The following is a 23657-nucleotide window of genomic DNA, read 5'->3' on the forward strand; positions in this document are numbered from 1 at the left end:
ACTCAGTGCCTGGCCTGTTGCTGGGCCAGGGCGCTATCGGCACGGATGTAACGCTGGTCGGCCACCCTCCGGGTCAAGCCGATGCGGTCGAAGTATTCCAGAATCTGCACACTGCGCTTGCGACCAATACCCAACATATCGCGAAACGCGGCAACCTGCACTCTCGGCGTTTCGCTGGCCTGCCCCAGCAACAGCTCTGCCATGCGCTGTAGCGTCGCCTCAGGGTAGAACAAGTCACGCACCACCTGGTGCACCAGGCCCAGCCGGGCCAGCTTGCGCAACAACAGGCGCACATCGGCTTCGGCGCACTGCTCCTCACTCGCCAGGGTCCTGACCCAAGGCGGATCGTATTGCCCTGCCAGCAATTTCGGCTGCAAGCGCGCCCACAACGCACTGTCGGCTTCGCTCAATTGCACCTTGTGATCGGGCAAGTGCAGCCAGGGCCCGCTGCTGCTGATGGCGCGGTCATCGAGCAGTTCATCCAGCAAGCTGACGAATGCCGGTCGCTCCAGGGGCAAGGCCGCAAAGCGGCGCAAGCGGTCGCGGTCCGGGCCGAGTTGGTCGGGCTCCTTCTCGTGGAACCGCGCCAAGTGCTCCAGCACTTGTTGCTTCAGCACTAGCCACTGGTCGCTGGCAAACAGCAGTTGGCCCTGTCGCGTTGCCACCACCAGAACATCTTCTGGCAAATGCCAGGTTGCGCGCAGGCGATTGAACTGGCGCTCAAGGCGCTGGGGGTCGATGCCACCGGGAGCGCTGCCGAGCAGTGCCGGCAGGGCCTGCTCCAGGTCCTCGGCATCTCGCAGCACCTGCAACTGACGCAGGCGCTCACCACTGCGGCGCTGCCGGGTAGGCGCGAACGGGTCGAGTACCTTGCCACCCCCCAAGGTGCGCTGGGCACGCTGGTCGCGCAGCACCAGGCGATCACCGTGCACCGCCTGCAACGGCGCATTGAGCAGCAACTGGGCGAACATGCGCTGGCCTGCCGCCAGGTTTTCACCTTCCAGCAAGGCAACCCGGGCCGTTACATCCTGGGTGCCAAGGTGCACATGCACAGCGCTGAAATGTTCAAACGCGCGGGTTTCACCCGGCAGCAGGTTCAGGTCGATATCCACCCGCACGCTGGGCGCATGCAGCCACTCGGGCACCAGCCAGTCACCCCGGTGTACCTGCTCCATCGCCAGGCGCTCGGCAGCAATATTCAGCGCCACCCGCTGGCCCGCCTCGGCCACCAGCGCGGCCTGGTTCTGCGCATGCAGGCCGCGCACCCGCACCGGTTTACCGGCCTTGCCCAGCAGCAAGGTATCGCCGGCACTCACCCGCCCGGCCAGCGCCGTACCTGTGACCACCACGCCCGCACCGGTCACGGCAAAAGCACGATCAACCGCCAGGCGAAAGCCGCCACGCACACTGCGCTGTCGAACATGTGCTTCGGCATCCAGCAAGGCTTGGCGCAACGCGTCTACACCTTCACCGGTGATACTCGACAACGGGAACTGTGGCGCCTGGGCATAGGGCCCTGGCGCCAGCAAAGCAGTAACCTGTGCCTGCACCTCGGCCAGGCGCGCCGCCTCGACCCGGTCGGCCTTGCTGATTGCAACCAGCGCCTGGGGGATGCCAAGCAATTCGATGATCGCCAGGTGCTCGCGGGTCTGGGGCATGACCCCGTCGTCGGCAGCCACCACCAGCAGCACCACGTCGATGCCGTGGGCACCGGCCAACATATTGTGGATAAAGCGCTCGTGGCCCGGCACATCGATGAAGCCAGTCAGCGGCGCGCCTTCGCTCAGTGCCGCATAGCGGTAGCCAAGGTCGATGGTCATGCCGCGGGCGCGTTCCTCCTGACGCTGGTCACCGGCCTGGCCAGTGAGGGCCTGGAGCAGTGCGGTCTTGCCGTGGTCGATGTGGCCGGCGGTGCCGACGATCACTGCACTGGCCCCAGTTGCAAGGCCGGTAGCTGCGCCAGCCACTGGGCCTCATCGTCGAGCTGGCGCAGGTCGAGCCACAACGCGTCGTCATCGATGCGGCCGAGCACCGGCACCGGCAGGCCGCGCAGCGCCCGCTCCAGCACATGCAAGCCGCGCCCGCGCAACTTTTTGGAGACCTGCGGGCGCAGGCACAGCGCCGCGCTGGGCAGGCGCGCCACGGGCTGGCTGCCACTGCCGATCATGCCCAATGCAGGCTCCACGCTGACGGCCCATTGCTCGCCGAGACAAGCTTTGAGCTCAGGTGCCAGGCGCTCGGCCTGCGCCTGGATTTCGTCCTGGCGGCGGGTCAGCAAACGCAAACTGGGCAGGCGCTCGGCCAGGCGGTCGGGGTTGCGGTACAGCGCCAGCACTGCTTCAAGTGCTGCAAGCGTGATCTTGTCGACGCGCAGCGCGCGCTTGAGCGGGTTTTTCTTGATTTTGGCGATCAAGTCCTTGCGGCCAACGATGATCCCCGCTTGCGGCCCGCCCAGCAGTTTGTCGCCGCTGAAGGTGACGATATCGGCACCGTCGGCCAGGGCCTGGCGCACCGTCGGTTCGGCGGGCAGGCCCCAGCGGGTAAGGTCGAGCAGGCTGCCGCTGCCAAGGTCTTCCAGTAGCGGCAGTTCATGTTGACGGGCGATCCGCGCCAGCTCGGCAGTGGGCACCTGGGTAGTGAAGCCCTGAATGCTGTAGTTGCTGCAATGCACGCGCATCAGCAGGCCGGTACGCGGGCCGATGGCTGCTTCGTAGTCCCGGGCGTGGGTGCGGTTTGTGGTGCCGATTTCGTGCAGCTTCACGCCCGCACGGGCCATGATGTCGGGGATGCGGAATGCACCGCCAATCTCGATCAGCTCACCACGGGAGATGATGCCGTCTTTGCGCGCACCAAGGCTGTTGAGCGCCAGCAATACCGCGGCCGCATTGTTATTGACCACGGTGACGGCCTCGGCGCCGGTCAGCTCGCGGATCAGGCCTTCGATCAGGTCATCGCGGTCACCGCGCTTGCCGGTGGCCAGGTCGAACTCAAGGTTGAGCGGGTAGCGGGCAGCGGTTTGCATGGCCTCGATGGCTTCTTCGGGCAGCAGGGCACGGCCGAGGTTGGTGTGCAGCACGGTGCCGGTGAGGTTGAATACTCGGCGGACCTGGCTGCGTTGTTGGGCGGCCAGGCGTTCACCGGTGCGGCCCAGCAGCACTTCGGCGGCCAGCTCGGCGGCGTTGAGCTCACCGTTGCGGGCAGGGTCACGCAGGTCGTCCAGCAGTTGGCGCAGGTTGGCCAGGACCGCGTCGCGGCCGTGGCGGTCGATCAGCGGGAGGCAGGCCGGGTGGCGCAGGAGGGTATCGATGGAGGGCAGGCGTGGGGTGTCGCTGGCGAGGCTGTTGGACATGCGGTACTACCTTGGACTGGTCCGTTGTCTGTACTGGCCTCTTCGCGGGCATGCCCGCTCCCACAGGTACTGCACCGGCTTTTAAGTGGGTGCTGTACCTGTGGGAGCGGGCGTGCCCGCGAAAAGGGCGACTCGGTTTTTCAGTGTAGACACTCACCCACTACCGGGCGCGAGCATCAGGTTGGGCGCCAGGCGATGAAAGCCCTCCTCGTCCAGGCGCATATCCAGCGCCAGGCTGGCCAGGTCGTCGGCCAGCGCCTCGGCCGCTGCGTCGTTCTCCAGGTAGTTCTGCTTCAGGTAGCTTTCACACCCCGGGCAGCACTCGGCCCGTAATGGCGCCTTGCCGGGTGCATGGCGGTCATCCTCAAGGCTGGTATAGCGCAAGTCCTTGCTCGACTCGCAGTACACGCACTTGACCCGCACCACATGCCACTCACAGGCACACAACGAACAAACCAGATAACGCAGGCCGTTATGCTTGCCACGGTTGCGCACCACCCCGGCCATCGCCGGCGAACCACAGGCCGGGCACTGGGCCAGGCTGCCAGCAGGTTTCAGCTCCGGCGTTGGCAACGCCAGCAGCCAGCTGGACCAGGCCGCCTGCAGTGCAGCCCCGAGGAACGGCACCAGTGCTGCTGGCACCGCGTCGTACTGACCGGCAAGCAAAGCAATGCCCCAGCCTTTGCGCTGGCCGTCATCACTGCCACGCAGCACCTGCAACGCCTCACCCAGCGGGCCACGGGTTTCGTCGCTTAATTGCTGTAGCAACGCCTGCAACCACACCAGCCAGGGCCCCTCACGCACCAGGCTGTCAGCCGCCAGCGGCGGCAAACCATGACTTATGCACAGGCGCTGACGCTCCTCGGCCACCGGCATGCCGCCGGGTGGGTTATCCACAAGCTGCTGCTGAATGCGGCACAACCGTGCGACCAGTTTCAGGTAGTCGCCAAGTGCGTTGCCCTCGGCCAGTTGCTCAAGGCGCGCGGCGCGCATCTCGAACAGATTGGCGGGCGGCAGGTGCAGGAACGGCGGCATCACCGCCGATGCTTCGATCTGCCCGGGTTCGAGTATCGTGCTCAAGCGTTCATCCTTCTTTTCGTCCGTGATTGCCCGGCGTTTTGTCGCCGGTCACTTCGCGGTACCACAACTCATGGTGCTTGCGTGCCCAGGCGCGACTGACCCAGCCATGCAGCATGGCGCCGATCGAGCCCTTGATCCAGATACCGGCATAGATGTGCACGATGATGCTGAGGATGAGCACGAAGCCGGCCAATGCGTGGGCAAGCGATGCCAGGCGAATGGACCCTATGTCGAAGAAATGGCTGAAATAGGCACGCCAGATCACCACGCCGCTAAGCAGCAACACCAGCATGCACAGCAGCAGCGTCCAGAACAGCAGCTTCTGCCCGGCGTTGTACTTGCCAATGGGTGGCACGCCATCCTCACGATTGACCATCACCCGATCAATGCGACGCAACCACAGGCGGTCGTTCGCGGTGATGAAGTTGGCGCGCCAGAAGCGGATCACCAGGCCGAGGAAAAAAACGAACATCGCCACACCCATGAACGGGTGCAATATGCGTGTCCACGGCCCGCCACCAAACAAGTGGCTGAGCCAGAACAGCGCCGGGTGAAAAAGCGCCAGCCCGGAAAGCCCGGCCATGAAGAACAGGATGGCGACGACCCAGTGGTTGGTCCGCTCGTTGGCGTTGTAGCGCAGGATGGGTTTGTTGTCGTTCATGGCCGCTGCTCCCCTTGCCCACCGGGCTTCGTCGGATCATAGACATGGACCGCAGGATCAACCTGGTGCACGCTGTCATCCGGTGGCGCGGGGTGCTCGTCCTCCTCGACCCGCTGTGGCCCAACCCGCACGTAATGGAAAAACCCGGCCAACACCGCCGCGCCCATGGCCAGCAGCGCCAGCGGCTTGGTGAAGCCCTTCCACAGCCCCACCAGCGGGCTGATCACCGGCTGGTCCGGCAAGCCGGCGTACAACTTCGGCGTGTCGGCATGGTGCAGCACATACATCACGTGGGTGCCGCCGACGCCATCCGGGTCGTACAAACCGGCCTTGTCGTAGCCCCGCGACTTCAGGTCGACGATGCGCTCGGCGGCGTGCACTTTCATCTCGTCCTTGCTGCCAAACACGATTGCCCCGGTCGGGCAGGTTTTCACGCAGGCCGGCTCCAGCCCCACGGTCACGCGGTCGGAACACAGGGTACATTTGTACGCCTTGTGGTCCTTCTGCGAGATGCGCGGGATGTTGAACGGGCAGCCGGTGATGCAGTAACCGCAGCCGATGCAGTGGTCCTGGTTGAAGTCGACGATGCCGTTGGCGTGCTTGATGATCGCCCCCGGGCTTGGGCACGCCTTCAGGCACCCTGGGTCTGCGCAGTGCATGCAGCCATCCTTGCGGATCAGCCACTCCAGGTTGCCGTCGTCGCGCTCGTGCTCGGTGAAGCGCATCAGGGTCCAGGTTTCGGCCGTGAGGTCCTGGGGGTTGTCGTAGGTGCCGTGGTTGTGGCCGACCTCGTCACGCAGTTCGTTCCATTCCGAGCACGCCACCTGGCAGGCCTTGCAGCCGATGCACTTGGTGGTGTCGATCAGCTTGGCGACTTCCTGCTGCTGGCGTACCGAAGGCGGTACGGTGGTGGTGGCCGAGCGGGCGATGATGTCTTGGCTGGCCATCAGAGTTTCTCCACTTTGACGAGGAACGACTTGGACTCTGGCGTCTGGGTGTTGCCGTCACCCAGGAATGGCACCAGGGTGTTGGTCAGGTAGCCATGCCGGGTTGCGCCGGTGAAGCCCCAGTGCAGCGGGATGCCGATCTGGTGCACGGTCTGGTTGTTGACCTGCAGCGGGCGAATGCGCTTGGTCACCACTGCCACCGCATCGATATGCCCGCGCTTGCTCGACACACGCACCCGGTCGCCGGCCTTGATGCCTTTCTCATTGGCCAGCACCTCGCCGATCTCGACGAACTGTTCGGGCTGGGCAATGGCGTTGAGCCGGCAGTGCTTGCTCCAGAAATGGAAGTGCTCGGTCAGCCGGTACGTGGTCGCGGCATAGGGGAACTCGTCGTGGGTGCCGAGGGTGTCCCACACCGAGTCGAAGATGCGCCCGGCCGGGTTGCTGACCACTTTCTTGTTCTGCGGGTGCAGCGGGTTGATGCCAATCGGCGTTTCGAACGGTTCGTAATGCTCGGGGAACGGGCCTTCGGCCATCTTGTCGATGGCGAAGAAACGCGCCACACCTTCAGGGTTCATGATGAACGGGTTCATCCCCGCCTCGGGTGGCGAGTCGACCTTGAAGTCCGGCACGTCGGTACCGGTCCAGGCCTTGCCGTTCCACCACACCAAGCGCTTTTTCTCCGGGTCCCACGGCTTGCCTTGCGGGTCGCTGGAGGCACGGTTGTAGAGGATGCGGCGGTTGGCCGGCCAGGCCCAGGCCCAGTTCTGCACCTGGTGCATGCCAAACGGGTCGCTGTTGTCGCGGCGCGCCATCTGGTTGCCCTGCTCGGTCCAGCTGCCGGCAAAGATCCAGCAACCGGATGCCGTGCTGCCGTCATCTTTCATCTGGGCGAAGCCCGACAGTTGCTGGCCCGCCTTGAGCGTGGCGCCGGTGGCATCGGTAAGGTCGGTGACCGCCCAGCCGTTCATCTCCTTGGCCAGCTCCTCCGGGGATGGCTCATCAGGAATCTTGTACGGCCAGCTGATGTTCATCATCGCATCGGGGTAAGCGCCGCCCTCCGCCTGGTAGCGTTGACGCAAGCGCAAGAACAGCTCGCTCATGATCTGCACGTCGGTGCGGGTCTCACCCGGGCCATCGGCGCCCTTCCAGTGCCACTGCAACCAGCGGCTGCTGTTGACCAGCGAGCCGTCTTCCTCGGCGAAGCAGGTGGTGGGCAGGCGGATCACTTCGGTCTGGATATTGGCCGTGTCGACATCGTTGAACGGCCCGGCGTTGCGCCAGAACTCCGAGGTCTCGGTGGCCAGCGGGTCCATGATCACCAGCCACTTGAGCTTGCCCAGTGCTGCGGTAACGCGATTCTTGTCCGGCAGTGCAGCGATCGGGTTGAAGCCCTGGCACAGGTAGCCGTTGACCTTGCCCTGGCCCATCATCTCGAACATGCGCAATACGTCGTAGGCCGGCACATCGAGCTTGGGCAGCCAGTCATAGCCCCAGTTGTTTTCTGCGGTGGCGTTTGCGCCATACCAGGCTTTCATCAGGCTGACGTGGAACTTGCCGTAGTTCTGCCAGTAAGAAAGCTGGCCCGGACGCAAGGGTTTGGATGCGCGCTTGTCGATGTAGGCGGCATAGTCCTGCTCGGCATCACCCGCCAGGGTCAGGTAGCCCGGCAGCGAGTTGGACAGCAGGCCGAGGTCGGTCAGGCCCTGGATGTTGGAGTGCCCGCGCAGGGCATTGACCCCGCCACCGGGCATGCCGACGTTGCCGAGCAACAGCTGGACCATGGCCGCACTGCGGATGATCTGTGCGCCAATCGAGTGCTGCGTCCAGCCGAGCGCATAGAGAATCGTCATGGTCTTGCCCGGTGCCGAGCAGGTGGCGATCTCTTCCCAGACCTTCATCATGGCGTCCTGCTGCATGCCGCAGGTCATGCTGGCGATTTCCGGGGTATAGCGGCTGTAGTGTTGCTTCATCAGCTGGAACACACAGCGCGGGTGCTGCAGTGTCGGGTCAACCTTGGCAAAGCCGTCCTCGCCCAGCTCGTAACCCCAGCCAGACTTGTCGGCATACACGCGCTTGGCCTCGTCGTAGCCGCTGAACAGCCCGTCCTCGAAGCCATAGTTCTCTTTGACGATGAACGACACGTCGGTGTAATTGCGCACGTATTCGTGCTGGATCTTGTCGGTGCTCAGCAGGTAATTGATCAGCCCGCCCATGAAGGCGATGTCGGTACCGGTACGGATCGGCGCGTAGTAATCCGCCACCGAGGCGGTACGGGTAAACCGCGGGTCGACCACGATCAGGCGCGCTTTATTGTGCGCTTTCGCCTCGGTCACCCACTTGAAGCCGCACGGGTGCGCTTCTGCTGCGTTGCCACCCATCACCAGGACCAGATTCGCGTTGGCGATATCGGACCAGTGGTTGGTCATGGCGCCACGGCCGTACGTCGGGGCAAGACTTGCCACCGTCGGGCCATGTCAGACACGTGCCTGGTTATCGAACCCCAGCATGCCTGTTGCGCGGACGACCTTGTGGGTCAGGTAGCCGGCCTCGCTGGAGGCGGCGGATGCAGCGAGAAAACCGGTGGTGAGCCAGCGGTTGACGGTTTGCCCTTGGGCGTTTTTCTCGATGAAGTTGGCGTCGCGGTCCTGCTTCATCAGCCCGGCAACGCGGTCGAGCGCCTCATCCCAACTGACCCGCACCCACTCCTTGCTGCCCGGCTTGCGTACTTCGGGATACTGCAGGCGGCTCGGGCTGTGGATAAAGTCCAGCAGGCCGGCACCTTTCGGGCAGAGGGTGCCGCGGTTGACCGGATGGTCGGCGTCACCTTCGATATGGATGATGTTCTGTTTGACGTTTTTACCCGCGTCACCCTGGCTGTACAGGATCAGGCCGCAGCCGACCGAGCAGTAGGGGCAGGTGTTGCGGGCTTCTTTGGTATGCGCCAGCTTGAAGTGACGCACCTGCTCGGCGAAGGCCGGCGTCGGGGCCATGCCCAACGCCGCCAGGCTCGAGCCTCCAAGGCCGACGGCGGCGACCTTGAAGAACTGCCGACGGTTGAGATCCATCGTGCACTCCTGATCAGGTGGTGGACGCACGGAACATGGCCGGCGCCTCTTGGTAGTCACGGTGGCGGGTTTTGATGGCCGCCAATACATAAGACTAGTCAAGAATCGGGAAGGTGCGATGACGTGGGTCAGTGGTAGAGAAAGCCAGATGAATTGTGTCAGGGCATGTGCACAGCACTGGATGTTCGTAACCAAGACCTAATCAGACATCAGTTTCGGAAAAGGACTACATCCTCAATTACAAACGGCCTGCTAGTTTCGCGAAAAAGCCAAAGGATGGTGCTTCCATGAACAACAAGATCAGCCGTGTCGCAAGCTTCCTCTGCCTGTTTCTGCTGGCAGCCTGGTCAATGGCCGAGCCCCTGCCAACGCCCGCCGCTCCGGCTATTACCGCTGAAGCGGCGCGAACCATGACCGCCGCCGCCGAGCGCGCAGCCCGAGCCCAGGGCTATGCCATCGTTATCAGCATTGTCGACAACCACGGCAACCTCAAACACTTCCACCGCATGGACGGCACCAGCAGCGGCAGCGTCCAGGTTGCGCAGCTCAAGGCCATGACCTCAGCCCGCTTTCCACTCGCCTCCCGATCGCTCGCAGACCGCAGCGCCGAGCTTCCCGCCAACCCTTACGCGTCACTGCCGGGCTTTACCCTGCTAGGCGGTGGCCTGCCGATCGTGGACGCCAACGGCCAGCATATTGGCGGTATCGGTGTGAGCGGCGCGACGCCAGAACTGGACGTGCAGTTTGCCCAGGCAGCGGTGGATGGCGACGCCTGATCTGTGGCTTGCCAAAACAGTAGCGGCAGGACCATGCGTCATTTGGGAGGAAATTTCGCTCTGCGCCTCTGCGGGGCTGCCGAATGTAAATTTTCAGCTTCACCTGAATAAATTGGTAGAGCAGAAAGACCATGAATCAAGAACAGTCATCACCTGCAGATTCCGCTATTGGGCCAATCGCTTTGATCGACTCAGGCCCAATTTCAGGGACCCGCGAGGGAGATATTGTCTCCTTCAAAGGAATCCCTTACGCGGCCCCGCCTGTCGGTGCACTGCGCTGGCGCGCGCCCCAGCCAGTAGAGCCATGGACGCAAGTACGAATCACCGCCGATTTTGCCGCTGACAGCATGCAAACGCCTTATGCACAGCGTCCTGCAGCAAGCGAAGACTCTCTCTACCTGAACGTCTGGGCGCCCGCAGGTGGCACCGGCAATAAACCGGTGCTTGTATGGATCCACGGAGGTGGTTTCGTCAATGGCAGCCCCTCGCGCCCCTATTACAGCGGTGCTGAACTGGCCAGCCGTGATGTGGTGGTAGTCAGTTTCAACTATCGACTGGGCCGCTTTGGCTTCTTCGCCCACCCGCAATTGACCCGAGAGCAGGAACAATGCGAGGCACTGGGCAGCTATGCCGTCATGGACCAGATTGCCGCCCTGCAATGGGTCCAACGCAACATTGCGGTATTCGGCGGAGACCCAGGCAACGTAACAGTCATGGGAGAATCAGCTGGTGGGACATCAGTTCATATGCTGCTGACCTCGCCACATGCGCGTACGCTGATGCACAAGGCCGTGATTCTGTCGGGAGGCGATGGCCGGGAACAGAGCGATTTAAACCAAGCTGAACGTGCTGGCGTAGCATTCGCCCAAACCCATGGCATCTTCGAAGAGAACCCACAGGCGGTCGAGCAGCTACGCCAATTAGGGGCACAAGACATCGTGGGGGACCTTAGCCTGGCCAGCCGCCTAGATACCTCTTCCCTCCCCCAAACTTACGCCCTTCCGCTCAAGGACGGCTCGGTGGCCGTCGACATTCTCGACGCCTACCGCAAGGGTCGGTACTCGAGAGTGCCGGTCATTATTGGCGCAACCAGTGATGACCTGTTCGGGCCAAACGGCAGTATGGTCGTCGGCGCCAAGACGATTGCCGATCATCTGGCCAAATGGGGCGAAGAAACCTTCCACTTCCGTTTCACCTATGTCGCCCAGAGCATTGAGGCCGCACATCCAAGGGGTGCGACCCACTCTTCGGAGATACCTTATTTCATGGGCACGCTCAAACACCGTTACGCAGACCAGGTCACTGTACGCGACCTGCAAGCCAGCCAGATCGCCAGCGGGTACCTTGTGAACTTTCTAAGCACTGGCAATCCGAACGGGGAAGGCCTCCCAACCTGGCCCACTTACCTGACCGAGAGTCCTCAGCTGGTCGACTTCGACGCCAATGGCGGTATTGAGGTATTCGAGGACTGAGCCAACACATACCAGCATGGCTGTAAGGTTCTCCCTGGCGCTCTTCGAGGCACACACCCTGTAGAGACGGGAGTGTCCGTCAATGACTTAAGCTGCACGGCACCTGGCGCTAGAAACAAAAACCCCCGCAATGCGGGGGTTCCAGACCTTAACTTTACAGAAAAGTCTCTGGGGTTCCTCAGAAAGGAATATCGTCATCGAAGCTGTCGAAGTCAGCCGCTGGCTGCGGTGCAGGCTGCTGCGGCGCCGGGCGCTGTTGCTGCTGCGGGCGCTGGGCCTGCTGACGAGGCGGTGCCTGGTTGTACTGTTGCTGCTGGCCACCTTGGTTATAGTTGCCGCCACCCTGGTTGTACGGGTCGCCGCCTTGCTGCTGGCCCTGAGGACGGCCGCCGAGCAACTGCATGGTGCCGTTGATGTCGACGATGATCTCGGTGGTGTAACGCTTGATGCCGTCTTTTTCCCACTCGCGGGTCTGCAGCTTGCCTTCGATGTAGCACTGCGAACCTTTGCGCAGGTACTCGCCGGCGATCTCGGCAACCTTGCCGAACAGCGACACACGGTGCCACTCGGTACGCTCGACCTTCTGGCCCGACTGCTTGTCGGTCCACTGCTCGCTGGTGGCCAGGCTCAGGTTGGTCACGGCGTTACCGTTGGGCAGGTAGCGGACTTCGGGATCCTGGCCACAAGTGCCGACCAGAATGACTTTGTTAACCCCACGGGCCATAACGTTCTCCTAGGCTTCGCACGCCGAAGAGGCTGGATTCACCAGTCGCTCGAGGGTCGCACGGTCCAAAATTTTCGTATCCAGTTTGATATAGATGGCGGCTTCTTCAGCCACCACAACGGCGTCGGTCACACCCGGCACAGCCATCAGGCGTTCAGTCAGGCCGGCTTCCCGGACTGCCTCTGGCGTAAGCGGCATGCGCAGGCTGGTCACATACGGCGGCTCGTTCATGCGCAAGGCGACGACCAGCCAGATGGCACACAGCACCGCGCAACCCAGGAACACCATGTTCAGCCCGCCGTGCTGGAACAACCAGCCACCAAGGATTCCTCCCAGGGCAGCGCCGAGGAACTGGCTGGTGGAGTAAACCCCCATTGCCGTCCCCTTGCCACCTGCAGGCGACACCTTGCTCACCAGCGAAGGCAGCGATGCCTCCAGCAGGTTGAATGCGGTAAAGAATACCACGGTGCCAATCACCAGTCCGCGCAAACCGTCAGCCCACTCCCAGAAGTATATCTCTGTGAGCAACAGGACACTGACAGCACCGGCCAACACGCGTTTCATCTTGCGCTTTTTTTCGCCGTAGATAATGAACGGGACCATTGCAAAAAATGAGATGAACAGCGCGGTCAGGTACACCCACCAGTGCTGCTCCTTGGGCAGGCCACCACGCTCGACGAAAGCCAGCGGCAACGCGACGAAGCTGGCCATGAGGATGGCGTGCAGGATGAAGATGCCCACATCCAGGCGCAGAAGGTCCGGATGGCGCAGGGTCGGGCCGATTGCCTTGCGTGCCACACCGGACTCGCGGTGTTGCAGGATGCTGTGGGTGTTGGGCACCACAAAGGCGATCAGCAGGATGCCGACCAGGGCAAGCCCTGCTGTGGCCAGGAACAATCCTGACAAACCATAGGCACTTGTCAGCAAGGGGCCGACGACCATGGCGACTGCGAACGACAGGCCGATGCTCATGCCGATCATGGCCATGGCCTTGGTGCGGTGTTGCTCGCGGGTGAGGTCGGACAGCAGCGCCATGACCGCGGCAGAAATCGCCCCGCCCCCCTGCAAGATGCGCCCGGCAATCACCCCCCAGATGGAGTCGGCCTGGGCCGCCAACACACTGCCCAGGGCAAAGATCACCAGCCCGAGGTAAATCACCGGCCGGCGGCCGATGCGGTCGGAAATCATCCCGAACGGGATCTGCAATACCGCCTGGGTCAGGCCATAGGCGCCAATGGCCAGGCCGATCAGCGCAGGCGTGGCACCGGCCAGGTCCATGCCGTAGGTGGCCAGTACCGGCAAGACCATGAACATGCCCAGCATACGAAAGGCAAAGACCAGGGCAAGGCCGCCAGCGGCGCGGGTTTCGCCGCCACTCATGCGCTCGTTGTGGGTGTCGTGCATGGATTAACCTCGTGTGAACCGGCGGCGATTCTATCAGTCCGACAGCTTGACGGCATCTACGCGACGCTTTGCCGCGCCACACTGGCGCGCCGTATACTTCCTTGTTTATGCCCGCCAAGCGAGGCCGCAGTGGACAAGATCCTGATTCGTGGGGCACGTACCCACAACCTGAAGAACATCGACCTGACCCTGCCCCGGGACAAACTGATCGTGATCACCGGCCTGTCCGGTTCCGGCAAGTCGTCCCTGGCGTTCGACACCCTGTACGCTGAAGGCCAGCGCCGCTACGTGGAATCGCTGTCGGCCTACGCCCGGCAGTTCCTGTCGATGATGGAAAAGCCCGACGTCGACACCATCGAAGGCCTGTCGCCGGCCATTTCCATCGAGCAGAAGTCGACCTCGCACAACCCACGCTCCACCGTCGGCACCATCACCGAAATCTACGACTACCTGCGCCTGCTTTATGCCCGCGTGGGTACGCCACGCTGCCCGGACCACGACATCCCGCTGGAGGCGCAAACGATCAGCCAGATGGTCGACCTGGTGCTGGAGCGCCCGGAAGGCAGCAAGCTGATGCTGCTGGCGCCGGTGGTGCGCGAGCGCAAAGGTGAACACCTGGCGGTTTTCGACGAACTGCGCGCGCAGGGCTTCGTCCGCGCCCGGGTCAACGGCAAGCTCTACGAGCTGGACGAGTTGCCCAAGCTCGACAAGCAGAAAAAGCACAGCATCGATGTAGTGGTGGACCGCTTCAAGGTTCGCGCCGACCTGCAACAGCGCCTGGCCGAATCGTTCGAGACCGCGCTCAAGCTGGCCGACGGTATCGCCCTGGTGGCGCCGATGGACGACGAACCAGGCGAAGAGATGATCTTCTCCGCGCGCTTCGCCTGCCCGGTCTGTGGCCATGCCATCAGTGAGCTGGAGCCGAAGCTTTTCTCCTTCAACAACCCTGCCGGTGCATGCCCGACATGCGATGGCCTGGGCGTGAAGCAGTTCTTCGACACCAAACGCCTGGTCAATGCCGAACTCACCTTGGCCGAGGGCGCGATCCGCGGCTGGGACCGGCGCAATGTGTACTACTTCCAGATGCTCGGTTCGCTGGCCGCGCATTACGGCTTCAGCCTGGAGGAGCCATTCGGTGAGCTGTCGGCCGAACACCAGAAGGTGATCTTGCAAGGCAGTGGCAAGCAGAGTGTCGACTTCAAGTACCTCAACGACCGTGGCGATATCGTCAAGCGCTCGCACCCGTTCGAAGGCATCGTGCCGAACCTGGAACGCCGTTACCGCGAGACCGAGTCGGCCACCGTACGTGAAGAGCTGGCCAAGTTCCTCGGCACCCAGCCCTGCCCGGATTGCCGTGGTACCCGCCTACGCCGCGAAGCACGCCATGTGTGGGTGGGCGAAAAGACCCTGCCGGCGGTTACCAACCTGCCTATCGGTGAAGCCAGCAACTACTTCGGCGAGCTGACCCTTACCGGCCGCCGTGGCGAAATTGCTGCAAAGATCCTCAAGGAAATCTGCGAGCGCTTGCAGTTCCTGGTCAACGTCGGCCTCGATTACCTGACCCTGGACCGCAGCGCCGATACGCTGTCTGGCGGCGAGGCGCAACGTATCCGCCTGGCCAGCCAGATCGGCGCCGGCCTGGTGGGGGTCATGTACATCCTCGACGAGCCGTCCATCGGCCTTCATCAACGCGACAACGATCGCCTGCTGGCCACCCTCAACCACCTGCGCGACCTGGGTAACACGGTCATCGTGGTAGAGCACGACGAAGACGCCATTCGCCTGGCGGACTACGTGGTCGATATCGGCCCGGGGGCTGGTGTGCATGGTGGGCAGATCGTGGCCGAGGGCTCACCGCAGGAGGTGATGGACCACCCTGATTCGTTGACCGGCAAGTACCTGTCCGGGCGCAAGAAGATTGTCGTGCCGGCCAAGCGCACACCACGCAACAAGAAGTTGCAGCTCAAGCTCAAGGGCGCACGTGGCAACAACTTGCAAAACGTCGACCTGGAAGTCCCGATCGGCCTGCTGACGTGCGTGACCGGGGTGTCCGGCTCGGGCAAGTCGACGTTGATCAACAACACCTTGTTCCCGTTGGCAGCCACCGCCCTGAATGGTGCAAGCACCCTGGAAGCGGCGCCGCACAGCAGCATGGACGGCTTGCAGCACCTGGACAAGGTGGTGGATATCGACCAGAGCCCGATCGGCCGCACCCCGCGCTCCAACCCGGCGACCTATACCGGTATCTTCACGCCAATCCGCGAGCTGTTCTCCGGCGTGCCAGAGTCACGCTCACGCGGCTACGGTCCGGGGCGCTTCTCGTTCAACGTCAAGGGTGGCCGTTGCGAGGCCTGCCAGGGTGACGGCCTGATCAAGGTCGAGATGCACTTCCTGCCAGACATCTATGTGCCGTGCGACGTATGCAAGAGCAAGCGCTACAACCGCGAAACCCTGGAGATCAAGTACAAGAGCAAGAACATCCACGAAGTGCTGGAAATGACCATCGAGGATGCCCGCGAGTTCTTCGACGCGGTACCCGCGCTGGCGCGCAAGCTGCAAACGCTGATGGATGTGGGCCTGTCGTACATCAAGCTGGGGCAATCAGCGACCACGCTGTCCGGTGGTGAGGCGCAGCGGGTGAAGCTGTCGCGCGAACTGTCCAAACGTGACACCGGCAAGACCCTGTACATCCTCGACGAGCCGACCACGGGCCTGCACTTTGCCGATATCCAGCAACTGCTGGATGTGCTGCATCGCCTGCGTGACCACGGCAACACCGTCGTGGTGATCGAGCACAACCTGGACGTGATCAAGACGGCCGACTGGCTGGTGGACCTGGGGCCTGAGGGTGGCTCCAAGGGTGGGCAGATCATTGCCTGCGGTACGCCGGAAGAACTGAGCGAGATGAAACAGTCGTATACCGGGCATTACCTGAAACCGCTGCTGGAGCGCGACCGGGCCTGAGTGTTGCCGATGGAATGAAAAAGCCCCTGGCACCATTGGTGTCAGGGGCTTTTTCTTGAGGCTGTGGATAACTTACATCTGCGATTGCAGGTAGTTTTCCAGGCCGATGGCCTTGATCAGGCCCTGCTGCTTCTCCAGCCAGTAGGTGTGATCTTCTTCGGTATCCGCCAATTGAGCACGGAGAATGTCACGGCTGATGTAGTCCTTGTGCAGTTCGCACAGCTCGATGCCTTTGCACAGGGCACCACGCACCTTGTACTCGAGCTTGAGGTCAGCCTCGATCATTTCCGGCACGGTGCTGCCGACCTCAAGGTCGTCCGCACGCATGTCAGGGGTGCCTTCGAGCATCAGGATACGCCGCATCAGAGCATCGGCGTGCTGGGTCTCTTCTTCCATCTCGTGGTTGATGCGCTCGTAGAGCTTGGACAGGCCCCAGTCTTCGTACATGCGCGAATGAATGAAGTATTGGTCGCGTGCCGCCAGTTCGCCCTTCAGCAGCGTGACGAGGTAGTTGATTACGTCCGGGTGGCCTTGCATCGCCCTGATTCTCCATATGAAAACGTCTATGCCATATAGTGTGAACCAGCTTTTGCCTACGGTCACTGAAAAACACGCAATTAGATGCAAAAAAACGGTTAAACAGTAGTGATATTCATTGAAAAACCGCCCAAATGAGGGCGGTTCTGCTTATCACTTAGAGTTAGGCCAAATTGACGCCCAAGGCCTTGGCAATCCCTTCGCCATAGGCCGGGTCGGCCTTGAAGAAGTACTGCAACTGGCGCTGGATCACGTCTTCGCTGACACCTGCCATGGTTCCGGCAATGTTGCTGATCAACAGGGCCTTCTGCTCATCGCTCATCAGGCGGAACAGCGCGCCGGCGTGGCTGAAGTAGTCAGTGTCTTCGCGGTGATCGTAACGGTCCGCCGAACCATTCAGGGCCAGCGCTGGTTCAGCGTGGCGTGGCGACTGCTTCGGCGCATCGGCGTAGCTGTTGGGCTCGTAGTTCGGTGCGCTGCCGTAGCTGCCCGTGGCCATCGAACCGTCGCGCTGGTAGCTGTTTACCGGGCTGCGTGGCGCGTTCACTGGCAACTGCTGGTGGTTGGTGCCTACACGGTAGCGGTGCGCGTCAGCGTAAGCGAACACACGGCCCTGGAGCATGCGGTCTGGCGACAGGCCGACACCCGGAACCATATTGCTCGGGCCGAACGCCGCCTGTTCCACTTCAGCGAAGTAGTTGAGCGGATTGCGGTTGAGCTCGAGCACACCGACTTCGATCAGCGGGTAATCCTTCTGCGACCAGGTCTTGGTCACGTCGAACGGGTTCTCGTCGCGGTTGGCCGCCTCGGCCTCGCTCATCACCTGAATGCACACGGTCCAGCGCGGGTAGTCGCCACGCTCGATGGCCTCGAACAGGTCGCGCTGGGCGTAGTCCGGGTCGGTACCGGCCAGGCGTGCTGCGTCGGCCGGGGCCAGGTTCTTGATGCCTTGCTGGGTCTTGAAGTGCCATTTGACCCAGGTGCGCTCGCCCTGTGCATTGATCAGGCTGTAGGTGTGGCTGCCAAAGCCGTGCATGTGACGATAGCCGTCGGGAATGCCTCGGTCCGAGAACAGAATGGTCACTTGGTGCAACGCTTCGGGCGAGTGCGACCAGAAGTCCCACATCATCTGGGCATTCTTCAGGTTGGATTGCGGGTGACGTTTCTGGGTGTGGATAAAGTCAGGGAACTTGAGCGGGTCGCGAATGAAGAAAACCGGCGTGTTATTACCCACGATGTCCCAGTTGCCTTCCTCGGTGTAGAACTTGACGGCGAAGCCGCGTGGATCGCGCTCGGTGTCCGCTGAACCACGTTCACCGCCGACAGTGGAAAAGCGCAGGAAGGTTTCTGTCTGTTTGCCAACTTGCTCGAACAGCTTGGCGCTGGTGTAACCGCTGATATCACGGGTTACGGTAAAAGTGCCATAGGCGCCCGAGCCCTTGGCGTGCACACGGCGCTCAGGAATGTTCTCGCGGTTGAAATGGGCAAGCTTCTCGATCAGGTGGAAGTCATCGAGCAGCAGCGGGCCGCGTGGGCCGGCAGAGCGGGAATTCTGGTTGTCGGCTACAGGTGCACCGCTGGCGGTGGTGAGAATCTTGCTCATGGGCTCTCCTTATCGGTCTTGAAACGCCGGCTAATCGGCTATGGAGAGAGTATTGACGAGCAAGGTTACAGGGACAAATTCATTACATGACTTGTATCAATAGAAATTAACAATACATACGAAAACAAAAAACCGGGCACTAGGCCCGGTTCTTTGTAGCAGACAGAACGTCTTACTCAGCAGCTTCTACAGCACCGCCGACCGGACGATCAACCAGCTCGACGTACGCCATAGGCGCGTTGTCGCCAGCGCGGAAACCGCACTTCAGGATGCGCAGGTAGCCGCCCTGACGGGTGGCGTAACGCTTGCCCAGGTCGTTGAACAGTTTGCCAACAGCGGACTTCGAACGGGTACGGTCGAAGGCCAGACGGCGGTTAGCAACGCTGTCTTCCTTGGCCAGGGTGATCAGCGGCTCGGCAACGCGGCGCAGTTCCTTGGCTTTCGGCAGGGTGGTTTTGATCAGCTCGTGCTCGATCAACGACACTGCCATGTTCTGGAACATAGCCTTGCGGTGAGAGCTGGTACGGCTCAGGTGACGTCCACTTTTACGATGACGCATGATTCATTCCTTACCAAACACTACGTTCGGTGATTACGACGATCAGGCGGTCGCCTTGTCGTCTTTCTTAAGACTTGCAGGCGGCCAGTTGTCGAGGCGCATGCCGAGAGACAGACCACGAGAGGCCAGGACGTCCTTGATTTCAGTCAGGGACTTCTTGCCCAGGTTAGGAGTCTTCAACAGCTCTACTTCGGTACGCTGAATCAGGTCGCCGATGTAGTAGATGTTCTCCGCCTTGAGGCAGTTGGCCGAACGTACAGTCAGTTCCAGGTCGTCAACCGGACGCAGCAGGATCGGATCGATCTCGTCTTCCTGCTCGACTACGACAGGCTCACTGTCACCTTTGAGGTCGACGAACGCGGCCAGCTGCTGTTGCAGGATGGTCGCAGCGCGGCGGATAGCCTCTTCAGGATCCAGGGTGCCGTTGGTTTCCAGATCAATGACCAGTTTGTCCAGGTTGGTACGCTGTTCAACACGGGCGTTCTCGACCACATAGGCGATACGACGCACCGGGCTGAACGAAGCGTCCAACTGCAGACGGCCAATGCTACGGCTTTCGTCTTCGTCGGTTTGACGGGAGTCGGCCGGCTCGTAACCACGACCACGAGCTACAGTGAGCTTCATGTTCAGGGCGCCGTTCGACGCCAGGTTCGCGATTACGTGATCGGGGTTGACGATCTCGACATCGTGATCCAGCTGAATATCGGCAGCGGTAACCACCCCCGAACCCTTTTTCGACAAGGTCAGCGTAACTTCGTCACGACCGTGCAGTTTGATAGCCAGGCCTTTCAGGTTCAACAGGATTTCAATTACGTCTTCCTGAACACCTTCGATCGCGGAGTACTCATGGAGTACGCCATCGATCTCGGCCTCGACTACTGCACAGCCAGGCATGGAGGACAACAGGATGCGGCGCAGCGCGTTGCCCAGGGTATGGCCGAAACCACGCTCGAGAGGCTCGAGCGTAATCTTGGCGCGGGTCGGACTGACTACCTGCACATCAATGTGGCGGGGAGTCAGGAACTCATTTACCGAAATCTGCATGGATGCACCTATTTTCTAGCCCTTACTTGGAGTAGAGCTCGACAATCAGGTTTTCGTTGATGTCGGCAGACAGGTCGCTGCGAGCAGGAACGTTCTTGAAAACGCCCGACTTTTTAGCAGCATCCACGTCAACCCACTCAACGCGGCCACGCTGGGCGCACAGTTCAAGGGCTTGAACAATGCGCAGCTGGGCCAGCGATTTCTCGCGGACCGCGACCACGTCACCCGGACGAACTTGGTAGGATGGAATGTTTACAGTCTTACCGTTGACGCTGATCGCTTTGTGCGAAACCAGCTGACGGGACTCGGAACGAGTCGAGCCGAAGCCCATACGGTAGACGACGTTATCCAGACGGCACTCGAGCAGTTGCAGCAGGTTCTCACCGGTTGCGCCTTTTTTCGAGGCTGCAGCCTGGTAGTAACCGCGGAACTGACGCTCCAGTACGCCGTAGATACGACGAACTTTTTGTTTCTCACGCAGCTGGGTGCCGTAGTCGGACTGACGGCCACGGCGCTGGCCGTGGATACCTGGGGCTGCTTCGATGTTGCACTTCGATTCCAGAGCGCGAACGCCGCTCTTCAGGAACAGATCGGTGCCTTCACGACGAGACAGTTTGCATTTTGGACCAATGTAACGTGCCATTCTTCTGTCTCCTGATTACACGCGACGCTTCTTCGGCGGACGGCACCCGTTATGCGGGATTGGCGTCACGTCGGTGATGCTGGCGATCTTGTAGCCGCAGCTGTTCAATGCACGAACGGCGGATTCACGACCCGGACCTGGACCCTTGACGTTAACGTCGAGGTTCTTCAGACCGTATTCCAGCGCAGCTTGACCAGCACGCTCAGCAGCAATCTGGGCTGCGAACGGGGTGGATTTGCGCGAACCACGGAAACCCGAACCACCGGAGGTCGCCCAGGACAAAGCATTGCCCTGACGGTCGGTGATGGTCACGATGGTGTTGTTGAAAGATGCATGGATGTGGGCGATGCCATCAACCACTGTCTTTTTGATTTTCTTACGAGGACGAGCAGCAGGTTTTGCCATGTCTATATTCCTGGGCGATTACTTGCGGATCGGCTTACGCGGGCCCTTACGGGTGCGTGCGTTGGTCTTGGTGCGCTGACCGCGAACCGGCAGACCTTTACGATGACGCAGGCCGCGGTAGCAACCCAGGTCCATCAAGCGTTTGATCTTCATGTTGATGTCACGACGCAGGTCACCTTCGGTGGTGAACTTCGCAACTTCGCCACGCAGGGTTTCGATTTGCTCGTCGCTCAGATCCTTGATCTTAGCGGCTGGGTTTACACCAGCGTCTGCACAGATCTTCTGTGCAGTTGTGCGACCGACACCATAGATGTAGGTCAGCGAGATAACAGTATGCTTGTTATCTGGAATGTTGACGCCTGCAATACGGGCCATTCAGTGGGACTCCAATTGACAGCTACCTACGCCCCGGAAGCCAAGAAATAGGGCGCGAGATAATATCGCTGTAGAAACGAATAATCAACCCAGCAGCACACTAGCTGCTGGGTTTGAAACGCAGATCACACTCAGCCTTGGCGCTGTTTGTGACGCGGTTCCGCGCTGCAGATCACTCGAACGACGCCTTCGCGACGGATGATCTTGCAGTTACGGCACAGCTTTTTCACCGATGCACGAACTTTCATTACCGACTCCTCGAACCTTAGGGGCGTATCAGCGCAGCAAACCGCTGCCACCGTAGCCTTTCAGGTTGGCTTTCTTCATCAGGGATTCGTACTGGTGCGAAACGAGGTGCGATTGTACTTGGGACATGAAGTCCATCACAACCACTACCACAATCAGCAACGAGGTCCCGCCAAGGTAGAACGGCACATTTGCTGCCACCACCAGGAACTGGGGCAGAAGGCAGACGGCCATCATGTAAAGAGCACCGAACATGGTCAGACGAGTCAGAACGCCATCAATGTAGCGTGCCGACTGCTCACCAGGACGGATACCCGGAATAAAGGCACCGGACTTCTTCAGGTTTTCCGCTACGTCTTTCGGGTTGAACATCAGCGCTGTGTAGAAGAAGCAGAAGAAAATGATCCCTGCACTAAACAGCAGAATGTTCAACGGCTGACCAGGAGCGATCGACTGCGAGATGTCCTGCAGCCAGCCCATACCTTCGGACTGACCGAACCAGGCACCCAGCGAAGCCGGGAACAGCAGAATGCTGCTCGCGAAAATGGCCGGGATAACCCCCGCCATGTTCACTTTCAACGGCAAGTGGCTGGTCTGCGCAGCGAAGACCTTGCGGCCCTGCTGACGCTTGGCGTAGTGAACGGCGATACGACGCTGACCACGCTCAATGAACACCACGAAACCGATAATCGCTACTGCCAGCAAACCGATAGCGACCAGGGCGAAAATGTTGATATCGCCTGTGCGCGCAGACTCGAAAGACTGCCCGATTGCTCTCGGAAGACCGGCAACGATACCTGCGAAGATCAACATCGAGATACCGTTGCCCACACCGCGCTCGGTGATCTGCTCGCCCAGCCACATCATGAACATCGCGCCCGCCACGAAGGTGGAGACGGCAACGACATGGAAGCCAAGGCCTACAGAAAACGCCACGCCCTGGTTGGCCAGGCCAATGGACATGCCAATGGCTTGAACCAGTGCCAGGATAACGGTGCCGTAGCGGGTGTACTGGCTGATCTTGCGACGGCCAGCTTCACCTTCCTTCTTCAACTGCTCCAGTTGCGGGCTGACCGCCGTCATCAGCTGCATGATGATCGATGCCGAGATGTACGGCATGATCCCCAGTGCAAAGATGCTCATGCGCTCAAGCGCGCCACCGGAAAACATGTTGAACAAGCTAAGAATGGTCCCCTCATTCTGCCGAAACAGATCCGCCAGACGGTCCGGATTGATGCCGGGAACCGGGATATGCGCACCTATCCGATAGACGATGATCGCCATGAACAGAAAGCGCAGACGAGCCCAGAGTTCCGACATCCCGCCCTTACCGAGCGAAGAGAGAGCACCTTGCTTAGCCATTTATTCCTCGAATTTGCCGCCAGCTGCTTCGATAGCCGCACGCGCACCCTTGGTGGCTGCGATGCCCTTGATGGTGACTGCGCGAGTAACTTCGCCAGACAGCATGATTTTCACACGCTGAATGTGCTGGTTGATCACGTTGGCATCCTTCAGGGATTGCACGGAGATCACGTCGCCTTCCACCTTGGCCAGCTCGGACAGACGCACTTCGGCGCGGTCCATGGCTTTCAGGGAAACGAAGCCGAACTTCGGCAGACGACGGTGCAGCGGTTGTTGACCGCCTTCGAAGCCAGGAGCGATCGAACCACCCGAACGGGAAGTCTGACCTTTGTGGCCACGGCCGCCGGTCTTACCCAGACCGCTACCGATACCACGACCTGGACGATGCTTCTCGCGACGGGAACCCGGCGCTGGACTCAGATCATTGAGTTTCATCGA

21 protein-coding genes are annotated in these 23657 nt (G+C 61.1%); 3 read left to right on the forward strand and 18 right to left on the reverse strand.

Annotation, left to right across the window (positions count from 1 at the left end; translation table 11 throughout):
* Nucleotides 1-2: 2 nt before the first annotated feature.
* From selB to fdnG, 6 genes are all read right to left on the reverse strand, one after another.
* Nucleotides 3-1925: a selenocysteine-specific translation elongation factor gene (gene selB / locus ACFY9W_RS13790; protein ID WP_391131154.1), complete on the reverse strand. Its 1923-nt coding sequence runs from the start codon at nt 1923-1925 to the stop codon at nt 3-5.
* A complete protein-coding gene (gene selA / locus ACFY9W_RS13795; RefSeq protein ID WP_391131089.1) occupies nt 1922-3349 on the reverse strand; it encodes an L-seryl-tRNA(Sec) selenium transferase in 1428 nt (475 codons plus the stop codon). Before selA ends, selB begins: the two co-directional genes overlap by 4 nt.
* 153 nt (nt 3350-3502) lie before the next feature.
* Nucleotides 3503-4429, reverse strand: a complete 927-nt coding sequence (fdhE, locus tag ACFY9W_RS13800; protein WP_391131092.1) for a formate dehydrogenase accessory protein FdhE — start codon at nt 4427-4429, stop codon at nt 3503-3505.
* A gap of 4 nt (nt 4430-4433) precedes the next feature.
* Entirely contained in the window at nt 4434-5090 is a 657-nt protein-coding gene (locus ACFY9W_RS13805; RefSeq protein WP_391131095.1) for a formate dehydrogenase subunit gamma, read from the reverse strand.
* Nucleotides 5087-6037 carry a formate dehydrogenase subunit beta gene (gene fdxH / locus ACFY9W_RS13810; RefSeq protein WP_391131098.1) on the reverse strand — a complete coding sequence of 317 codons (951 nt, stop codon included), beginning with the start codon at nt 6035-6037 and terminating at the stop codon, nt 5087-5089. The genes ACFY9W_RS13805 and fdxH overlap by 4 nt, the downstream gene beginning before the upstream one ends.
* Nucleotides 6037-9105, reverse strand: a complete 3069-nt coding sequence (fdnG, locus tag ACFY9W_RS13815) for a formate dehydrogenase-N subunit alpha (RefSeq protein ID WP_391131101.1) — start codon at nt 9103-9105, stop codon at nt 6037-6039. The genes fdxH and fdnG overlap by 1 nt, the downstream gene beginning before the upstream one ends.
* Before the next feature lie 287 nt (nt 9106-9392).
* Here fdnG and ACFY9W_RS13820 point away from each other — a divergent pair, with 287 nt between their 5' ends.
* Both ACFY9W_RS13820 and ACFY9W_RS13825 read left to right on the forward strand, forming a co-directional pair.
* On the forward strand, nt 9393-9881 hold the full coding sequence (locus ACFY9W_RS13820; protein ID WP_391131104.1) for a heme-binding protein: 489 nt from the start codon (nt 9393-9395) through the stop codon (nt 9879-9881).
* Nucleotides 9882-10012: 131 nt separating this feature from the next.
* Complete coding sequence (locus ACFY9W_RS13825; protein ID WP_391131107.1) at nt 10013-11353, forward strand: carboxylesterase family protein; 1341 nt, start codon at nt 10013-10015, stop codon at nt 11351-11353.
* A gap of 178 nt (nt 11354-11531) precedes the next feature.
* On the opposite strand, the gene ACFY9W_RS13830 is transcribed toward ACFY9W_RS13825, so the two are convergent.
* Together ACFY9W_RS13830 and ACFY9W_RS13835 are read right to left on the reverse strand one after the other, a co-directional pair.
* Nucleotides 11532-12077 carry a single-stranded DNA-binding protein gene (locus tag ACFY9W_RS13830; protein WP_391131109.1) on the reverse strand — a complete coding sequence of 182 codons (546 nt, stop codon included), beginning with the start codon at nt 12075-12077 and terminating at the stop codon, nt 11532-11534.
* Nucleotides 12078-12086: 9 nt separating this feature from the next.
* Nucleotides 12087-13481 carry an MFS transporter gene (locus ACFY9W_RS13835; RefSeq protein WP_391131112.1) on the reverse strand — a complete coding sequence of 465 codons (1395 nt, stop codon included), beginning with the start codon at nt 13479-13481 and terminating at the stop codon, nt 12087-12089.
* Nucleotides 13482-13610: 129 nt separating this feature from the next.
* Between ACFY9W_RS13835 and uvrA the strand changes: the two genes are divergently transcribed.
* Complete coding sequence (uvrA, locus tag ACFY9W_RS13840; RefSeq protein ID WP_391131116.1) at nt 13611-16445, forward strand: excinuclease ABC subunit UvrA; 2835 nt, start codon at nt 13611-13613, stop codon at nt 16443-16445.
* A 72-nt stretch (nt 16446-16517) separates the two neighbouring features.
* Here uvrA and bfr read toward each other — a convergent pair whose 3' ends face one another.
* The 10 genes from bfr to rplO form a co-directional block, all read right to left on the reverse strand.
* Nucleotides 16518-16982 carry a bacterioferritin gene (gene bfr, locus ACFY9W_RS13845; protein WP_003257116.1) on the reverse strand — a complete coding sequence of 155 codons (465 nt, stop codon included), beginning with the start codon at nt 16980-16982 and terminating at the stop codon, nt 16518-16520.
* 163 nt (nt 16983-17145) lie between these two features.
* Nucleotides 17146-18585 carry a catalase gene (locus ACFY9W_RS13850; protein ID WP_391131120.1) on the reverse strand — a complete coding sequence of 480 codons (1440 nt, stop codon included), beginning with the start codon at nt 18583-18585 and terminating at the stop codon, nt 17146-17148.
* Nucleotides 18586-18757: 172 nt separating this feature from the next.
* Nucleotides 18758-19144 (reverse strand): 50S ribosomal protein L17, encoded by a 387-nt coding sequence (gene rplQ, locus ACFY9W_RS13855; protein ID WP_003255451.1) that lies wholly within the window; start codon nt 19142-19144, stop codon nt 18758-18760.
* A gap of 42 nt (nt 19145-19186) precedes the next feature.
* A complete protein-coding gene (locus ACFY9W_RS13860; RefSeq protein ID WP_003255452.1) occupies nt 19187-20188 on the reverse strand; it encodes a DNA-directed RNA polymerase subunit alpha in 1002 nt (333 codons plus the stop codon).
* Nucleotides 20189-20210: 22 nt separating this feature from the next.
* Entirely contained in the window at nt 20211-20831 is a 621-nt protein-coding gene (gene rpsD / locus ACFY9W_RS13865) for a 30S ribosomal protein S4 (RefSeq protein ID WP_012270238.1), read from the reverse strand.
* A gap of 15 nt (nt 20832-20846) precedes the next feature.
* The gene (rpsK, locus tag ACFY9W_RS13870; protein WP_012270237.1) at nt 20847-21236 is read right to left on the reverse strand and encodes a 30S ribosomal protein S11; all 390 of its coding nucleotides are present in this window, start codon (nt 21234-21236) and stop codon (nt 20847-20849) included.
* A gap of 18 nt (nt 21237-21254) precedes the next feature.
* Entirely contained in the window at nt 21255-21611 is a 357-nt protein-coding gene (gene rpsM, locus ACFY9W_RS13875; protein ID WP_003255457.1) for a 30S ribosomal protein S13, read from the reverse strand.
* 131 nt (nt 21612-21742) lie between these two features.
* On the reverse strand, nt 21743-21859 hold the full coding sequence (gene rpmJ, locus ACFY9W_RS13880) for a 50S ribosomal protein L36 (RefSeq protein WP_002555468.1): 117 nt from the start codon (nt 21857-21859) through the stop codon (nt 21743-21745).
* 28 nt (nt 21860-21887) lie between these two features.
* On the reverse strand, nt 21888-23219 hold the full coding sequence (secY, locus tag ACFY9W_RS13885; RefSeq protein ID WP_003257108.1) for a preprotein translocase subunit SecY: 1332 nt from the start codon (nt 23217-23219) through the stop codon (nt 21888-21890).
* Nucleotides 23220-23654 carry a 50S ribosomal protein L15 gene (gene rplO / locus ACFY9W_RS13890; RefSeq protein ID WP_003255461.1) on the reverse strand — a complete coding sequence of 145 codons (435 nt, stop codon included), beginning with the start codon at nt 23652-23654 and terminating at the stop codon, nt 23220-23222.
* Between the last annotated feature and the right edge of the window lie 3 nt (nt 23655-23657).

The sequence above is a fragment of the Pseudomonas sp. NPDC008258 genome (assembly GCF_042956345.1).
Classification (GTDB): Bacteria; Pseudomonadota; Gammaproteobacteria; order Pseudomonadales; family Pseudomonadaceae; genus Aquipseudomonas.

Bases quoted from the DNA above. Each gene is read 5' to 3' on its own strand.
- ACFY9W_RS13830 (WP_391131109.1), bottom strand. From the start codon at position 12,077: ATGGCCCGTGGGGTTAACAAAGTCATTCTGGTCGGCACTTGTGGCCAG.
- secY (WP_003257108.1), bottom strand. From the start codon at position 23,219: ATGGCTAAGCAAGGTGCTCTCTCTTCGCTCGGTAAGGGCGGGATGTCG.
- rpsK (WP_012270237.1), bottom strand. From the start codon at position 21,236: ATGGCAAAACCTGCTGCTCGTCCTCGTAAGAAAATCAAAAAGACAGTG.
- ACFY9W_RS13860 (WP_003255452.1), bottom strand. From the start codon at position 20,188: ATGCAGATTTCGGTAAATGAGTTCCTGACTCCCCGCCACATTGATGTG.
- rplQ (WP_003255451.1), bottom strand. From the start codon at position 19,144: ATGCGTCATCGTAAAAGTGGACGTCACCTGAGCCGTACCAGCTCTCAC.
- rpsD (WP_012270238.1), bottom strand. From the start codon at position 20,831: ATGGCACGTTACATTGGTCCAAAATGCAAACTGTCTCGTCGTGAAGGC.
- ACFY9W_RS13825 (WP_391131107.1), top strand. From the start codon at position 10,013: ATGAATCAAGAACAGTCATCACCTGCAGATTCCGCTATTGGGCCAATC.
- fdxH (WP_391131098.1), bottom strand. From the start codon at position 6,037: ATGGCCAGCCAAGACATCATCGCCCGCTCGGCCACCACCACCGTACCG.
- rpsM (WP_003255457.1), bottom strand. From the start codon at position 21,611: ATGGCCCGTATTGCAGGCGTCAACATTCCAGATAACAAGCATACTGTT.
- ACFY9W_RS13805 (WP_391131095.1), bottom strand. From the start codon at position 5,090: ATGAACGACAACAAACCCATCCTGCGCTACAACGCCAACGAGCGGACC.
- selA (WP_391131089.1), bottom strand. From the start codon at position 3,349: ATGTCCAACAGCCTCGCCAGCGACACCCCACGCCTGCCCTCCATCGAT.
- rplO (WP_003255461.1), bottom strand. From the start codon at position 23,654: ATGAAACTCAATGATCTGAGTCCAGCGCCGGGTTCCCGTCGCGAGAAG.
- ACFY9W_RS13850 (WP_391131120.1), bottom strand. From the start codon at position 18,585: ATGAGCAAGATTCTCACCACCGCCAGCGGTGCACCTGTAGCCGACAAC.
- rpmJ (WP_002555468.1), bottom strand. From the start codon at position 21,859: ATGAAAGTTCGTGCATCGGTGAAAAAGCTGTGCCGTAACTGCAAGATC.
- ACFY9W_RS13835 (WP_391131112.1), bottom strand. From the start codon at position 13,481: ATGCACGACACCCACAACGAGCGCATGAGTGGCGGCGAAACCCGCGCC.
- bfr (WP_003257116.1), bottom strand. From the start codon at position 16,982: ATGCAAGGCCACCCGGACGTAATCAACTACCTCGTCACGCTGCTGAAG.
- ACFY9W_RS13820 (WP_391131104.1), top strand. From the start codon at position 9,393: ATGAACAACAAGATCAGCCGTGTCGCAAGCTTCCTCTGCCTGTTTCTG.